At 52.8% G+C, this 14,749-nt stretch carries 17 protein-coding genes; 16 read left to right on the top strand and 1 reads right to left on the bottom strand.

Features of this window, described 5'->3' with window-relative positions:
• Nucleotides 1–170: 170 nt before the first annotated feature.
• The 6 genes from JD108_RS08555 (at nucleotide 171) to ftsZ (ending at nucleotide 5,480) form a co-directional block, all read left to right on the top strand.
• The gene (locus tag JD108_RS08555; RefSeq protein WP_198829411.1) at nucleotides 171–962 is read left to right on the top strand and encodes a cell division protein FtsQ/DivIB; all 792 of its coding nucleotides are present in this window, start codon (nucleotides 171–173) and stop codon (nucleotides 960–962) included.
• A gap of 25 nt (nucleotides 963–987) precedes the next feature.
• The gene (locus tag JD108_RS08560; protein ID WP_198829412.1) at nucleotides 988–1,698 is read left to right on the top strand and encodes a DUF881 domain-containing protein; all 711 of its coding nucleotides are present in this window, start codon (nucleotides 988–990) and stop codon (nucleotides 1,696–1,698) included.
• An 18-nt stretch (nucleotides 1,699–1,716) separates the two neighbouring features.
• On the top strand, nucleotides 1,717–2,469 hold the full coding sequence (locus tag JD108_RS08565; RefSeq protein ID WP_198829413.1) for a DUF881 domain-containing protein: 753 nt from the start codon (nucleotides 1,717–1,719) through the stop codon (nucleotides 2,467–2,469).
• A gap of 1 nt (nucleotide 2,470) precedes the next feature.
• The gene (locus tag JD108_RS08570; RefSeq protein ID WP_198829414.1) at nucleotides 2,471–2,818 is read left to right on the top strand and encodes a small basic family protein; all 348 of its coding nucleotides are present in this window, start codon (nucleotides 2,471–2,473) and stop codon (nucleotides 2,816–2,818) included.
• Between the two features lie 145 nt (nucleotides 2,819–2,963).
• On the top strand, nucleotides 2,964–4,220 hold the full coding sequence (gene ftsA / locus JD108_RS08575; RefSeq protein ID WP_198829415.1) for a cell division protein FtsA: 1,257 nt from the start codon (nucleotides 2,964–2,966) through the stop codon (nucleotides 4,218–4,220).
• A 108-nt stretch (nucleotides 4,221–4,328) separates the two neighbouring features.
• Nucleotides 4,329–5,480, top strand: a complete 1,152-nt coding sequence (ftsZ, locus tag JD108_RS08580) for a cell division protein FtsZ (RefSeq protein ID WP_198829416.1) — start codon at nucleotides 4,329–4,331, stop codon at nucleotides 5,478–5,480.
• 384 nt (nucleotides 5,481–5,864) lie between these two features.
• Here ftsZ and JD108_RS08585 read toward each other — a convergent pair whose 3' ends face one another.
• Nucleotides 5,865–6,218, bottom strand: a complete 354-nt coding sequence (locus JD108_RS08585) for a YmaF family protein (protein WP_198829417.1) — start codon at nucleotides 6,216–6,218, stop codon at nucleotides 5,865–5,867.
• A gap of 253 nt (nucleotides 6,219–6,471) precedes the next feature.
• Between JD108_RS08585 and spoIIGA the strand changes: the two genes are divergently transcribed.
• The 10 genes from spoIIGA (at nucleotide 6,472) to JD108_RS08635 (ending at nucleotide 14,647) form a co-directional block, all read left to right on the top strand.
• Nucleotides 6,472–7,434, top strand: coding sequence for a sigma-E processing peptidase SpoIIGA (gene spoIIGA / locus JD108_RS08590; RefSeq protein WP_198829418.1), 963 nt, complete (start codon nucleotides 6,472–6,474; stop codon nucleotides 7,432–7,434).
• A 5-nt stretch (nucleotides 7,435–7,439) separates the two neighbouring features.
• Complete coding sequence (gene sigE / locus JD108_RS08595; protein WP_198829419.1) at nucleotides 7,440–8,162, top strand: RNA polymerase sporulation sigma factor SigE; 723 nt, start codon at nucleotides 7,440–7,442, stop codon at nucleotides 8,160–8,162.
• A gap of 148 nt (nucleotides 8,163–8,310) precedes the next feature.
• The gene (gene sigG, locus JD108_RS08600; protein WP_198829420.1) at nucleotides 8,311–9,090 is read left to right on the top strand and encodes an RNA polymerase sporulation sigma factor SigG; all 780 of its coding nucleotides are present in this window, start codon (nucleotides 8,311–8,313) and stop codon (nucleotides 9,088–9,090) included.
• A 451-nt stretch (nucleotides 9,091–9,541) separates the two neighbouring features.
• Nucleotides 9,542–10,954, top strand: coding sequence for a group II intron reverse transcriptase/maturase (ltrA, locus tag JD108_RS08605; protein ID WP_198826346.1), 1,413 nt, complete (start codon nucleotides 9,542–9,544; stop codon nucleotides 10,952–10,954).
• A gap of 169 nt (nucleotides 10,955–11,123) precedes the next feature.
• Nucleotides 11,124–11,411, top strand: coding sequence for a YlmC/YmxH family sporulation protein (locus JD108_RS08610; protein ID WP_198829421.1), 288 nt, complete (start codon nucleotides 11,124–11,126; stop codon nucleotides 11,409–11,411).
• A gap of 100 nt (nucleotides 11,412–11,511) precedes the next feature.
• On the top strand, nucleotides 11,512–12,351 hold the full coding sequence (pgeF, locus tag JD108_RS08615; protein WP_198829422.1) for a peptidoglycan editing factor PgeF: 840 nt from the start codon (nucleotides 11,512–11,514) through the stop codon (nucleotides 12,349–12,351).
• Nucleotides 12,352–12,374: 23 nt separating this feature from the next.
• Nucleotides 12,375–13,070 carry a YggS family pyridoxal phosphate-dependent enzyme gene (locus tag JD108_RS08620; protein ID WP_198829423.1) on the top strand — a complete coding sequence of 232 codons (696 nt, stop codon included), beginning with the start codon at nucleotides 12,375–12,377 and terminating at the stop codon, nucleotides 13,068–13,070.
• Between the two features lie 25 nt (nucleotides 13,071–13,095).
• Nucleotides 13,096–13,515 carry a cell division protein SepF gene (locus tag JD108_RS08625; RefSeq protein WP_198829424.1) on the top strand — a complete coding sequence of 140 codons (420 nt, stop codon included), beginning with the start codon at nucleotides 13,096–13,098 and terminating at the stop codon, nucleotides 13,513–13,515.
• Nucleotides 13,516–13,591: 76 nt separating this feature from the next.
• Nucleotides 13,592–13,864: a YggT family protein gene (locus JD108_RS08630; protein WP_198829425.1), complete on the top strand. Its 273-nt coding sequence runs from the start codon at nucleotides 13,592–13,594 to the stop codon at nucleotides 13,862–13,864.
• A gap of 9 nt (nucleotides 13,865–13,873) precedes the next feature.
• Nucleotides 13,874–14,647 carry a YlmH family RNA-binding protein gene (locus tag JD108_RS08635; protein ID WP_198829426.1) on the top strand — a complete coding sequence of 258 codons (774 nt, stop codon included), beginning with the start codon at nucleotides 13,874–13,876 and terminating at the stop codon, nucleotides 14,645–14,647.
• Nucleotides 14,648–14,749: the final 102 nt, after the last annotated feature.

Here is a 14,749-nt window from a genome sequence, read left to right on the forward strand (position 1 = left end):
CAAGAAACGAAGCGGCATATTTATGCCGCTTTCCCTGTTTTGTACAGTGTCAGTTATTATAAGCATTCCCATTTTTTGTGCGGACGCCTCCTTCGGCCGTACAGGGAAAAGCACCAGTATGTCAGCCGGGAGGGCAACACGCGCTAGCGCAGTGAGGAAGGGTTTGAGACATGACGGTTATTGAAGATCGCATTCCACACGTCAAGCAGCAGCTCCCGAGGAAAAAAGGGAATCGCAAGCTCGTTTTTTTACTCGTCCTGTTTTTTCTGGTCGTCCTGATCGTCCTGTTTATCCGCTCGCCCTACAGCAAGGTGCAAGAGATCCAGGTGATCGGAAACGATATGTATACAGCCGAGAATATCATCAGCCATTCTGGTTTGACGATCGGGATGCAGTTTTTGAACGTCTGGGAGTATCAAGTGCAGAAAGCGGCTTTGCCGCTGGAGGGCGTAAAAGAGATCAGAGTGGAGCGCTCCTTTCCTGGGGTGATCCGCCTCCATGTGACGGAATACCGCCGGGTAGCCTTTTGGAACGGGCAGGACGGCAGCAAAGCCCCGCTGCTGGAAAATGGAAAGGTGCTCAGGCAGGTTGATTTTTCCAAGCGAATGGTGGACAGGCCCTTGATCAGCTCCTGGCAGGCTCCGGAGATGCTGCCGGATCTGGCGAAGGCGCTAGCCGCGCTGTCTCCCGCTGTCTTGGGCGAGATTTCGGACATCGCCCAGACGCCGACGGTGTACGACAAGCATCGGATTACGCTCTACATGCGGGACGGAAACGAAGTGCGGAGTGTCGTGGACAAGCTGGATACGATGTTAAACTGGTATCCGACGATTGTAAAAGAACTCCCCAAAGGGGTAAAAGGGGTTCTGTCGCTGTTTGAGCAGCCCTGGTTTGTACCGTACGCCAATCCGGGAGCGCCAATTCAACTTCCCGCCGGCGAGTCAAAACCCAAACAGTCATAAGTATTGCCAGAAGGGGAACTGCGATATGGGTCGACGTCATAAATTTAACCTGTACCTTACTCTCGTGACTTTTAGCACAGGCTTTCTCGTGGCTACTTCGGTCGAGACGACCAAACTCATGCAAAGGGAACGGATGAATGATCAACTGTTTCAACAGGAAACGCAACTGAATGAACGCATTCTCGCGGAAAAGGAACAAAACCGCCACTTGGAGAATCAACTGCTGGATCTGCAGCGGCAGGTCGGAAAAGTAGAGGAAGCGATGGCGCAGAGGAAATCGGAAGCGGCCGGCATTCTCAGCGAGCTGGAAGCGGCGAGGATGAGGGCCGGGGTGGTCCCGGTGGAAGGGCCGGGGGTCGTCATCACCATGCAGGACAACCAGAACGCCGGCAGCGCGGCCGATGTCACCAATTACATCGTGCATGAACAGGACGTCCGCCTGGTGGTCAACGAGCTGCGCGCAGCCGGCGCGGAAGCGATCAGCATCAACGGACAGCGGCTGGTGAGCAATTCGGCCATTCGCTGCGTCGGACCGACGATTATCGTAAATGGCATCAAGTCAGCGGCGCCCTTCGTCATTTCGGCGATTGGAGACCCTCACACGCTGGAGTCTGCCTTGCATCTCCCCGGCGGGGTCATGCAGACGCTCCAGGACTTCGTTCAGATCGATATGGCGAAGAAAGAAAAGATCCAGCTCCCCGCGTATGTAGGTGACGCCAAGTCCAAACATTCCTAGGTGAAGGAAGCGTTTCTCATGTTGCAAAAAAACCGCAAAATCACGTTTATTCTTGCCATTATTAGTGCTATCATAGGGGTTATGTTGACTATTCAGCTAAGGAGCAACTTCCATCCGATCCACAAGGAGTCGCGGAGCATCGCTGAGCTCCGGGCGACCTTGCAAAAGGAACTGGAGAAGCATAAAAATCTGTTGGCTGATATATCTAAGTACAACCAACTGTATTATCAGTACGAAACCTCATTGAACGAAGATGAGAGTCTTTCTGTCATGAAAGAGGAACTGGCTCGCAACCGCAAGCTGGCCGGCATGATCAGCGTGGAAGGCCAGGGAATTGTCTTGCGAATCGTAGATGCTCCCTTGCTGCCTCTGGAGGAGGGGAGCGAGGAAGAGATCCCGACGGAACCCGTGGTAGGGGGCTACACCATCGACGATGAAGATCTGAGATGGCTGGTCAATACCCTGTTTGCCAACGGCGCGCAGGCGATCTCGATAAACGGTCACCGGATGGTGGCGACGACGCCGATCCGCTACGTCGGAGATGCGATTCAGATCGACACCAGAACCATCCAGCCGCCGTACGAGGTGAAAGCGTTGGGTGAACCGGACGTGCTGTTGTCGGCGCTGAAGCTGGAGGGTGTAGAAGAGAACTTTCGCATGGCCAATAAAGAGATTATCGCCGAAAAGCGGGAGAAGCTGATCATTCCTGCCCACAGGGAGGAACGCCCCATCCGATACATGAAACCAGTCAAAGAAAAAGGAGAATCCTGACATGTGGCTCCCGCTTATCGGACTCATCCTTGGAATCGCGGTCGGTTTTCTGCTGGATTGGCGTGTTCCGCAAGAATACAGCAGCTACCTGTCCATCGCTCTGCTGGCGGGACTGGACACGATTTTCGGGGGGATCCGATCCTATCTGGAACGAACCTTTAACGTTCGCATTTTTATGTCCGGCTTTTTCTTCAACACACTGTTTGCCGCGGGTCTCGCTTTTATCGGCGGGTTCCTCGGCATCGACCTCTACCTTGCAGCGATCGTCGCCTTTGGTGTGCGCTTGTTTAACAACCTGGCGGTGATTCGCCGGATCGTCCTCTCCCGCTGGATCAACCAGCAGGAGTAGAGTCTCATGTTCCGTTGGGAAAAAGGTCATATTTTTACAAAAAGTCGTGTGAAAAAAAAGGGAATGGTAATCCTGTGTTGAATTATGTACGCAGATGTATTCACTACACGATGACTAAAGACGTAGCAAGGGAGGTGTCACAGGTTTGGTAAGCAATGAACTCATCGTCAGCCTAGATATCGGAACCTCGAAAGTACGCGTCATGATCGGCGAGGTAAACAACGGTTCCATCAACATCATCGGAGTCGGACAAGCACACTCGGAAGGAATCAAAAAGGGTGTGATTGTCGACATCGACCAAACTGTGCATGCCATCCGGGAAGCTGTCGACCATGCCGAGCGCATGGTTGGGGTATCGATTGACGAAGTGTATGTCGGTATCACAGGAAACCACATTGAGCTGCATGAAACACAAGGGGTTGTCGCTGTATCCAGCGAAGACCGTGAAATACGAGAGGAAGACATCCAAAGAGTCATTCAGGCAGCAAAGGTTGTTGCCATACCACCTGACCGGGAAATTATCGAAGTCGTACCGAAGGAATACATTGTCGATGGACAAGGTGGCATCAAAGACCCGCGTGGCATGATCGGCGTCCGTTTGGAGATGGAAGGCACGATCGTTACCGGGTCAAAGACGGTCGTACATAACATTGTGCGTTGTACAGAACGGACAAATCTGCACGTATCCGGAATATTCCTGCAGCCTCTGGCCTCTAGCACGGTGGCTCTCTCCAAGGACGACAAGAACATGGGTGTCGTCCTGGTAGACATCGGTGCCGGTTCTACGACGATCGGTGTATTCGAACAGGGAAAACTGGCGGCGACCACCGTTATCGGGGTGGGAGGCGACCATATTACCAATGACATCGCTCTGGGACTTCGGACCCACACCGATGTGGCGGAACGAATCAAGACGAAAAACGGTTGCGCCCTGATTGATGAAGCTTCTGAGGATGTTAAGTTCAAGGTAACCCGTATTGGCAGTGATGTGGAGAAACAGTTTACTCAGGTGGATCTGGCAAATATTATTGAGCCGCGAGCGGCAGAGATTCTCAATCTCGTGGAAGACGCCGTGTACAAACTGGGCTACCACGATGACATCGCTGGCGGGTACGTCCTGACGGGCGGCACCGTAGCCATGCCGGGATTCTTGGAGCTGGCAAAAGAAGAGCTGGACGCGCCTGTTCGCGTAGCGATTCCCGATTACATCGGCGTCAGAGACCCCGCTTACACGACAGGCGTTGGTTTGATTCAGTACGCCCTGCAGCAAATGGAGCGCCGCAGTGTGCGGATGGCTCCGCCAGCGTTTAAAGGGGGACAAAAGTCACAGGCCTCCTCGAAAGGTAGAGAAGGCGGCGGCTTGATGGAGAAAGTGAAAAACTGGTTTAGTGAGTTCATCTAAACATGAATGGTGACCGCAATACTCCGAATTTGGTGAAGAGACCGATTCGCCATGCAGCTTCACCACACAGAAAGCTTTTCTCAAGTTGAATTGGGGAGGACTAGCAAGATGCTGGAATTTGATATGGATATGGAATCCTATGCGCGAATTAAAGTGATTGGTTGCGGCGGTGGCGGAAGCAATGCCGTAAACCGAATGATTGCCGGCGGTGTGAGAGGAGTAGAATTTATTACTCTGAACACAGACGCGCAAGCTCTGCAACTCTCCAGTGCTGACATCAAGCTGCAGATCGGAGAAAAGTTGACTCGTGGACTGGGGGCAGGTGCCAACCCGGAAATCGGAAAAAAAGCAGCTGAGGAAAGTCGCGATATCATCGAAAATGCGCTGCGCGGTGCAGACATGGTATTCGTCACAGCCGGAATGGGCGGCGGAACCGGTACGGGTGCAGCTCCTGTCGTCGCGGAAATCGCAAAAGAACTGGGCGCCCTGACCGTAGGGGTCGTGACTCGTCCGTTTTCCTTTGAAGGACGCAAGCGTTCCATGCAGGGTGAACTGGGGATCGCAGCACTGAAGGAAAAGGTAGATACTCTGATTGTCATTCCGAACGATCGCCTGCTGGAGATCGTAGACAAAAATACACCGATGCTGGAAGCCTTCCGCGCAGCGGACAACATCCTGCGTCAAGGTGTACAAGGGATATCCGATTTGATTGCCACGCCAGGTTTGATCAACCTGGATTTTGCTGACGTCAAAACGATTATGACGGAGCGCGGCTCTGCACTGATGGGAATTGGGATCGGCAGCGGTGAGAACCGGGCAGCCGAAGCAGCCAGACACGCGATCTCCAGCCCGCTGCTGGAGACGTCGATCGACGGCGCGCGCGGTGTGATCATGAATATTACAGGCGGTACCAACCTCAGCCTGTATGAAGTAAACGAAGCTGCGGACATTGTGTCTTCCGCAGCAGACCTGGAAGTGAACATGATTTTCGGGGCGGTCATTAACGAAGACCTGAAAAACGAGATTATCGTCACGGTGATTGCGACCGGTTTCGAAGACAATCAGCGTCAAAACCAGAACGCTGCCGCTCGCCGCGTACAGCAGCCTGTCCAAACCGGCAGCCGCCCGACGCCGATTTCCAACACGGCACAGCCGCGAGCCAAAGAAGAGGAAGAAGAGAGATCCATTTTCTCCATGAGCAATCTGGACAATCTGGACATTCCCGCCTTCCTGCGCAACCGCAGACGCAACAAAAAGTAAACCTGAACGAAGACGCTGCATGCATTCTTATTGAGTGCAGCCGTCCAAGTGTAAGACAGAAAGCCTTGTTCCTTCGGGAGCAAGGTTTTTTTGGTTCAAGTAACGGTTCAGCAGTGAGAAGAAGCATGCTTCCCTGCTCAGCTCCGGGTTCCGCCCGCGGGGAAGCATGGACTGTCCGCTCCGTGACGATTTGCGAGGGAGTCGCAAAAGGAGCAACGCTAACGAGGTCATCCCACGTTGCGCTCCTGTTTCTCGCAAATCGCCACTCCGCTCAGCAGGGCTCCACTCGCACCGCAGGGAAACATGCTTCTTCTCACAATAGCCCCGTTACTCGTGACTCAAGGGATAAGGTAACTCGTTATCGTCATAAATGCTCTCCTATCATTATAAATACCCTTCGCCAGTAGCGCCCCGATACCTGTGAGTGTGGCCGTCATCATAAGAGGTCTGGCCAGAAAATCCATGATAATGTCCGCCGTCCGGAAGCCGAATGGGCGGACCTGTCCATCCCCGGAAACGGTGAACATGTCCGTCATCATAGGAGGTGGTGCCTTCGTAGTAATGGATGTGACCATCATCGGTCCCCTGATATGGCGTGGAGGTACGACCCCTCACCTGATGGCGATGACCGTCGTCCAAACTGGTTCTTGTCGAATAGGAATGGATATGACCGGGAAGATCGGCAAAGCGGATAAAGCGGATGTCATGACTGTGGGCATCCGTTTTTCTTTTTTTCACGCACAGATCCCTGCCTCTCTGATGGGTTTCCTACATCAAATGCAGCCCGGGATGCTTTGGAAACAGGGGGATTGCCTATTCTCAAATTCTCTACAAAAAATCCGAAAAAACACGGTCAAGAATTGACAGACTTTACATACACATTGATATATACTGGCCTTGGCTGATGAGCAAGGCAATATGGGACATGGTTGATCATGGATAAAGGTAGGTGTGGCCTGGTCTTTTCTGTGTGATCGGGGGTGGTCGCGGAGTGATTGTGTATCTCGATATCATTCTACTCCTCAATATTGCCATTGATACCATGCTTTTATGGTTTACGGCTTATTTTCGCAAAGAGCGGGTGCGATGGTGGAGGATAATTCTTGCATCCTTATTTGGATCAACCTATCTCGCCTTTTTCTTTTTTCCCGTCTTTGCGCCGATGTACCAATGGTCAGTGAAATTGCTGTTTTCCGTCATGATGCTGTGGATTGCCTTTGGCCATCGGAGGCTGCTGGCATTCTGTCATAATCTGATCATCTTCTATTTCGTCGCCTTTGTTTTTGGCGGAGGAGTATTTGGTCTGCAGTATTTTCTCTCGACCCGAAATGAGGTCATCAGTGAGTTGGTAACCGTCCACAATGACGGTTTTGGCGTCGGATTTACGCCGACCCTGGCGATTTTGCTGGCGGGTTTTGCCTTTATGTTTTTCCTCAGCAAGCAGAGCTACGCCGCGATCCAGCAGCCACGCCGCGTCGAAGCGGTGCTGGCAGAAGTCCGCATCCAGCTCGCGGGCGAAACGGTCTTGTGCCGAGGCCTCATCGATACCGGGAACCAGCTGCATGAACCGATTACCCGCAATCCCGTGATGATCGTAGAGGGCAGTCTGCTCACACATATCCTGCCTGCGGCGCTAATCGGGCTCATTCGCCAAACGGAAGGGGGCCTGAACCAAATGGAAGGCGTCTGGGATGAGCTGCCGCTTGAATGGCAATCGCGCCTCAGGCTGGTTCCGTATCGGAGCGTCGCCAGCGGGATGAGTTTTCTGGTTGCCATCAAACCGGATGAAGTCCTGGTGGTTCAGGAGGGCAGACGGTTTCTCCATAAAAAAGTTCTGGTCGGTCTCAATCCCCTGCCGCTTGCGGCGGACGGGCAATACCAGGCCATCGTGCATCCCGCGATGATCGAGACCCCCACCGAAGAAGAATATCCAGTACGCGAACAGGAGGGCTAACGATTATGTATGTAAAACTTCGCCTACAATTACAATTACTCTGGTACCGTTTCCTGCTGTGGACTGGTGCACGGGCAGAGGAGATCTACTACATTGGCGGGAGTGAGGCATTGCCGCCGCCGCTCACGAGAGAAGAGGAAGAAATCCTGCTCGGACGGCTTCCCTCGGGGGACCCCGCCGTTCGCGGCATGCTGATTGAGCGCAATTTGCGTCTCGTGGTCTACATTGCCCGCAAATTTGAGAATACGGGGATTAACATCGAGGATCTGGTCAGCATCGGCACCATCGGGCTGATTAAAGCCGTAAATACCTTTGACCCCGAAAAGAATATCAAGCTAGCTACATACGCCTCGCGCTGTATCGAGAATGAGATTTTGATGTACTTGCGCCGTAACAACAAAATCCGTTCGGAGGTTTCTTTTGATGAACCGCTGAATATCGATTGGGATGGCAATGAGCTTTTGCTCTCCGATGTACTGGGGACGGAGAACGACACCATCTACAAGAATATTGAAGACCAGGTGGACCGCAAGCTGCTGAAAAAAGCGCTTGACAAGCTGACCGAGCGGGAGCGGGTCATCATGGAGCTGCGCTTCGGCCTGGCGGGTGAAGAGGAGAAGACGCAGAAGGATGTCGCCGACCTTTTGGGCATCTCGCAATCCTATATTTCGCGCTTGGAAAAGCGAATTATAAAACGGTTGCGAAAAGAATTCAACAAAATGGTGTAACGCATATTTTCCAAATCGAGGGAGATACTGTTCCTAAACCGCGCCAGAGAGTGGGCATTTGCCCCTCTCTCGTCCGGGGACGCGTCAACACGCGGGCTTTCGAGACAACCGGGTTAGGAACTTTTTCTTGCTTCGAGGAGGGAAAGACGTGACGCGCAATAAGGTAGAGATTTGCGGGGTAGACACCTCCAAGCTTCCGGTGTTGACCAACAAAGAGATGCGGGAACTGTTTGAGCGCTTGCAGGGCGGCGAGCTCTCCGCACGGGAAAAGCTCGTCAATGGCAACCTGCGTCTGGTTCTTAGCGTGATTCAGCGCTTCAACAATCGCGGCGAGTTCGTTGACGATCTGTTTCAGGTAGGATGCATCGGACTGATGAAGGCTATCGACAATTTTGATCTCGGACAGAACGTGAAATTTTCCACCTATGCTGTCCCCATGATCATCGGGGAAATTCGCCGCTATCTGCGGGACAACAACCCCATTCGCGTCTCGCGTTCCTTGCGGGATATCGCGTACAAGGCCCTGCAGGTCAGAGACAATCTGACCAACAAGCATTCGCGAGAGCCGACCATCATGGAAATCTCGCAGGAACTGAATGTTCCCAAGGAAGATGTAGTTTTTGCACTGGATGCCATCCAGGACCCGGTTTCCCTGTTTGAGCCGATCTATCAGGACGGGGGCGATCCCATCTACGTGATGGACCAGATCAGCGATGAGAAGAACAAGGATGTCATCTGGGTGGAGGAAATCGCCTTGCGCGAGGGCATGCAGCGCCTGGGCGAACGCGAAAAAATGATCATCTCCATGAGATTCTACGAGGGGAAGACGCAAATGGAGGTCGCCGAAGAAATCGGCATCTCTCAAGCGCAGGTCTCCCGTCTGGAAAAGGCGGCCATCGCCCATATGCAAAAACACGTGCAATCGTAACGATTTATCTGATGCGACCCTGCGGAGGCCAACGCGGGGTTTTTCTTGTGCGCCACGCATGGCGACTAACTAGGCGGTGAAAGTCCGCTGTGGGGGCTGGTAGTGGCCAACCACTAGCCAAGAGCAAGGGTGTCCACCGTGAGGTGGAATCTGAAGGAAGCTGGAGGCAAAATCCCGGCCCGAGGAACACGAACATCATCAGGCATATGGAATGGGACAAGCTTGCGAGACAAAGCAAAGTCCAATACACTACACGGACATTCCGGTGTAAATGATGCGGGTATATGGGAGGAAAGTGAGTCGTCTTACCGTGGGAGGTCTCATGGACGTGAGAAGATGACATTCGAATCACGGTTGAAACAAGATTTATCATGAGAAGTCAGCAGACGCCATAGTACCTCGAGCAGTCGACGGCTTGAGGGAAGGGCTGAACCTTAGGAGGTGGTCGTCAATGAATGTTACCGAAACAGGAGATAAGGGCAGCCAACTTCCAACGGAAGGCTCACCGCAAAAGAATAGTGCGGAACACGAAGGATATGCGGGAGTGCACGTTCCTGAGAGGATAGCTGAAACCGACGACACCAACGCAAACGAGTCGAAGGAAAGGTTACTTGAGAAAATCATAAGCAGAGACAATTTGAACGAAGCGTTCAAAAGAGTCAAAGCGAATAAAGGTTCACACGGAATCGACGGGATGGGCGTAGATGAACTTCTACAATATCTCAAAGAAAACGGTGAAACCATCAAGGAACAAATCCTGGCGGGCAGATATCGCCCAAATCCCGTTCGAAGGGTAGAAATCCCAAAAGAGAACGGAAAGAAAAGAAACCTGGGCATCCCAACGGTGGTTGATCGAGTAATCCAGCAGGCAATTGCACAAATGCTCACGCCGATCTATGAGCAACAGTTCTCGGACAACAGCTTCGGGTTCCGACCCAAACGAAGTGCCCACCAAGCCATAAGGCGCAGCCAGCAATATATTCAGGAAGGCTACCGCTATGTTGTGGATATGGATCTAGAGAAATACTTTGACACCGTCAACCAAAGCAAGCTCATTGAAGTACTCTCAAGAACGATTAAGGACGGACGAGTCATTTCACTAATTCATAAATATCTTCGGGCAGGAGTTGTCGTGAAGCACAAGTTTGAGGAAACAGAAGTCGGCGTACCGCAGGGCGGGAATCTGAGTCCAATTCTCAGTAATATCATGCTGAATGAGTTGGACAAGGAGCTGGAGAAGAGAGGACACAAGTTTGTGCGATACGCAGATGATTTACTCATCTTCTGCAAGAGCAGACGAAGTGCCGAACGGACACTAACCAACATTCTCCCCTACATTGAAAAGAAGCTGTTCCTAAAAGTAAATCGGGAGAAAACCGTGGTGGACCTAGCCATTCGAGTGAAGTTTCTGGGATTCTCATTCTACAACCAACGAGGGCAAGTGAAAGTCCGCATCCATCCCAAATCCATCGCCAAAATGAAAACAAGAGTGAAGGAACTAACCGCAAGAAGCAATGGCATGGGAAATGAAGAGAGAGCCGAAAGGCTCAGACGCTATATCATGGGATGGGTCAACTACTTCAAGATTGCGGATATGAAGAACCTGCTCCAAACAACGGATGAATGGATGAGAAGAAGGATTCGAATGATCTACTGGAAACAATGGAAACGAATAAGGACAAAATTCGAAAAGCTGATCTCGTTTGGAATCCCAAAGTTCAAGGCATGGGAATACGCAAATACAAGAAAGAGCTACTGGAGAATCTCCAATAGCCCCATCCTCGCGAAAGCCCTCGATAACAACACCATTAAAGGCCTCGGATTTCTTTTCTTCTCAGATTATTATCGACAAGTGACTGCGTGAACTAAGGAACCGCCGTATACCGAACGGTACGTACGGTGGTGTGGGAGGTCGGCTACTCAACTAATGGGTAGCCCCCTACCCGATTTGCTTTCACATCCGGAGGTGCGGACATATTCGCCTACCGGCTCATATAATGAACAAGAAGGGAAGAAAAGAAGGTGAGGAGCAGATGGTCAAGATTTCGGACTTCCAGACGAAAGAAGTGGTCAACATCTTGGACGGCAAGCGGCTTGGACAAATATCCGACCTGGAAATCGACCTTCGCCACGGAAGGGTAGAGGCGATTGTTGTCCCGGGCCCTGGCAAATTCCTTGGGTTCTTTTCATCCGGCAATGATTACGTCATCCCTTGGCGCAATATTGTAAAAATCGGGAAAGATGTGGTGTTGGTGAGAATCGAAGAGACACTGCGGGTAGACGTCAAGAGCGGCAGCGCCGAGGATGAATATCGTTCGTAGAAAGGCAGACAGAGCCTTTCTTTTCTTTTGCGCTATGGTATCATAAACCATAGAATTTTCTACTTCGACGTGAACAGCGTCCATCGGATGAGGTGACGGCATGCGCGAACCTTTTTTGCAGCAGACGGACAGACAGGAACTCCATTTGCAAGAATGGGAAGAAGCAAATCCCGGTCTGGTGGCCGGTTTTACCATCCGCAGCGGCGGCGTCAGCACAGAGCCCTTCGGCACGATGAACATGGGGCTTCATGTAGGCGACGAGCCCTCCGCAGTGGTGACCAATCGCCGCAGGCTGGCCAAATCGCTGGGGATGTCTTTTGACGCCTGGACCTGCGCCGATCAAGTGCACGGCAACCGCGTGTGCGAGGTGACAGCAGGAGGGGCGGGAAGAGAGAGTCTCGAAGACGTTATACCGGCGACGGATGGATTGTTTACCCGGAGGGCGGGGATCTTGCTTACCTCGTTTTACGCGGATTGTGTACCGCTCTATTTTCTCGATCCGGACAATCGGGCGATCGGGCTTGCCCATGCCGGCTGGAAAGGCACCGTGTCCCGTATTGCCGAGGAAATGGTCGTCGCTCTCGGCAAAAAATACGGCACGCGCCCGGAACGGCTGCTCGTCGCCATCGGCCCTTCCATCTGCGGCCGCTGTTACGAGGTAGATGAGCGGGTGACCTCGCAGGTGCGAACATCGGCGATCCACTGGTCATCGGCCGTCGTCCCTCTGGATACGGGCCGCTACCTCTTGGATCTGCCGCGGCTCAACCAGGAAATCCTGAAAGAATGCGGCGTATCGCCCGAGCATATACGGCAGACCGGGTGGTGTACAAGCTGCCGAAGCGATTTGTTCTTTTCCCACCGGAAAGAGGCTGGACGGACAGGGACGACAGGACGGATGGCTTCCTTTATCGGCTGGCGAGAAGAACAGAGCGCAACCTGATCAGGAAAGGAAGGAAGAGATAGATGACACAACAACAGCTACTCAAAGAAAGACTGGATCAAATCGAGCAAAGAATCGCGGCAGCCTGCAAGCGCGCCGGCCGAGAGCGCAGCGAGGTCAAAATCATTGCTGTGACCAAATACGTGGATGAAACCACAATTGGGGACCTGCTGGAGATCGGCGTGGATCACATCGGGGAAAATCGCGTGCAGGATGCCCTGCCAAAGTACGAGAAGTGGGGAGATCGCGGGGTTTGGCACTTCATCGGCCATCTCCAGACCAACAAGGTAAAAGAGGTCATTGGCCGCTTTGCTTATATCCACTCGCTGGACCGCCTCTCGCTCGCGGAGGCGATCAACAAGCGGGGGGAGGCGTTGGATCTTGTCGTTCCTTGCTTTCTGCAAGTCAATATCTCCGGAGAAGAGACAAAATTTGGCCTTAGTCCCAATGATGTATTGGCTTTTCTTCGCGAAACCAGTAATATGAGACATATAAGGATCGCGGGATTGATGACCATGGCTCCTCATGTCGAAAACCCGGAAGAGACCAGACCGGTATTTCAAGGTTTGCGAGAGTGGAAGGAGCGGATCAATGAGTGGGATTTTCCGCACGCAAACATCACGGAGCTGTCGATGGGCATGTCGAACGACTTTGAGGTAGCGATAGAAGAAGGGGCTACATATATTCGGCTCGGTTCCGTATTGGTCAAGCCGGTCTGATCAGCCATGCGAGAGGAGGATGTCTATGAGCGTCATGAATAAAATCAAAGGATTTTTAGGTCTGGAAGAAGAGGAATACTTCGAGGAGACAGTCATCGAAGAGCGGGAAGACCAGGAACCTGTCGTCAAGCGACAGCCGATGGGACGGGCGAATAACGTTGTGCCGTTTCAGACGAGGGAGAAGGAGGGAATTCGTCTGATCCTCTGCGAACCGCGTCAATACAGCGATGCCCAAGACATTGCCGACAACCTCCGTCACCGCCGGCCCGTCGTCGTGAACTTGCAGCGGGTAGACAAGGATCAGGCGAAGCGCATTATCGATTTCTTGAGCGGGACCGTCTATGCCTTGAACGGCGATATTCAAAAGGTGGGCGACTATATTTTCGTCTGCACGCCGGATCATGTGGATATTCAGGGTACGATTTCCAGTGTGGTGGAAGAATAAGTTGCGGGCAGACCGCCGGCAGCTTACCGGCCGCCGTGCGCAGCTCGTCATTTTGAACAGGACAAAGGGTGAGTAAATGATATCCATCTTGTTTACCATAATAGATTTTGCCTTTACGGTGTACCAATTCATGGTGATCGCCTACGTGCTCATGTCGTGGGTGCCCCAAATGAGGGAGACGGGGATCGGCCAATTGCTGGAGAGGTTCGTAGAGCCTTACCTGGCGCCGTTTCGCCGCTTCATCCCGACGCTTGGATTCATTGATATTTCACCAATCGTCGCGCTGATTGCGCTCAATTTTGCCCACAGCGGTCTCCGGACAATCCTCATCAAACTGATGCAGATGTAGGTGCAGGCGATGAGCGTATACGACCATTTTCGAAAAGAAGAGCTTCCCTTTGTGGAACGGGCGCTGGAAATGCTGACGCTGGTGGAGCGTAAGCAGGCCATGCGCCTTACTGATTTTCTGGACCCGCGGCAATCCGCGATTCTGCAAAGTTTGACGTCTCAAGTGCAGGATGTCGTCGTCTCGCCCTGGGGCGGTTACGAGGGGGCGGAGCGGGTCCGAGTGCTGCTGCATCCGCCCTATCTGACGCCGGAGACCGAGGAGTACCGCCTCACCCTATTGCGCATCGCTGCCGATCAGCGCTTTCACCGCCTGGAGCACAAGGATGTGATGGGGGCGCTCCTGAACGCCGGGCTCAAACGGGAAAAATTCGGGGACATGATCGTGGACGCGAGCGGCTGTTATGCCATCGTGGCAGCGGAGGTGGCGGATTTTGTCCGAACGCAGGTGACCCAGATCCACCGGACGCCGGTCGCTTTCGAAGAAGTCGAGTGGGACAGCTTCACGCCTCCTGCGGAGAGCTACCAGGAGAAGATGATCACAGTCGCGTCCCCGCGCGTAGATGCGGTAATTGGCGAGGTCTACCATCTGTCGCGGGCCAAGGCGGTCATCCCGATCCGGGCTGGCAAGCTGAAAGTGAACTGGAAAATTGTCGATGATCCCTCCTACCCGCTGGAGGCCGGAGATATGGTCTCTCTGGCTGGCTGGGGGCGCTTTAAGCTGCTGGAGGCGAGCGGACCTACACGCAGTGGAAGAATTCGGCTCCAGGTGGGCATCTTAACCTAGCGCCTGCAGAGGGAAGTCCCGTTAAATATTTGCAAAATCCGGCAGGAAATGATGAGCAAGCTGTCGAAATGATCACTACGATTATCGGGAGAAGTGGGGGGT

Origin of the sequence: Brevibacillus composti (assembly GCF_016406105.1) — a bacterium.
GTDB classification, from domain to species: Bacteria; Bacillota; Bacilli; order Brevibacillales; family Brevibacillaceae; genus Brevibacillus; species Brevibacillus composti.

Excerpts from the sequence above, each read along its gene's own strand:
- ltrA (WP_198826346.1), top strand. The coding sequence starts at position 9,542 with ATGAATGTTACCGAAACAGGAGATAAGGGCAGCCAACTTCCAACGGAA.
- JD108_RS08560 (WP_198829412.1), top strand. The coding sequence starts at position 988 with ATGGGTCGACGTCATAAATTTAACCTGTACCTTACTCTCGTGACTTTT.
- pgeF (WP_198829422.1), top strand. The coding sequence starts at position 11,512 with ATGCGCGAACCTTTTTTGCAGCAGACGGACAGACAGGAACTCCATTTG.
- JD108_RS08555 (WP_198829411.1), top strand. The coding sequence starts at position 171 with ATGACGGTTATTGAAGATCGCATTCCACACGTCAAGCAGCAGCTCCCG.
- JD108_RS08620 (WP_198829423.1), top strand. The coding sequence starts at position 12,375 with ATGACACAACAACAGCTACTCAAAGAAAGACTGGATCAAATCGAGCAA.
- JD108_RS08565 (WP_198829413.1), top strand. The coding sequence starts at position 1,717 with ATGTTGCAAAAAAACCGCAAAATCACGTTTATTCTTGCCATTATTAGT.
- JD108_RS08610 (WP_198829421.1), top strand. The coding sequence starts at position 11,124 with ATGGTCAAGATTTCGGACTTCCAGACGAAAGAAGTGGTCAACATCTTG.
- JD108_RS08635 (WP_198829426.1), top strand. The coding sequence starts at position 13,874 with ATGAGCGTATACGACCATTTTCGAAAAGAAGAGCTTCCCTTTGTGGAA.
- JD108_RS08630 (WP_198829425.1), top strand. The coding sequence starts at position 13,592 with ATGATATCCATCTTGTTTACCATAATAGATTTTGCCTTTACGGTGTAC.
- JD108_RS08625 (WP_198829424.1), top strand. The coding sequence starts at position 13,096 with ATGAGCGTCATGAATAAAATCAAAGGATTTTTAGGTCTGGAAGAAGAG.
- ftsZ (WP_198829416.1), top strand. The coding sequence starts at position 4,329 with ATGCTGGAATTTGATATGGATATGGAATCCTATGCGCGAATTAAAGTG.
- sigE (WP_198829419.1), top strand. The coding sequence starts at position 7,440 with ATGTATGTAAAACTTCGCCTACAATTACAATTACTCTGGTACCGTTTC.
- JD108_RS08570 (WP_198829414.1), top strand. The coding sequence starts at position 2,471 with ATGTGGCTCCCGCTTATCGGACTCATCCTTGGAATCGCGGTCGGTTTT.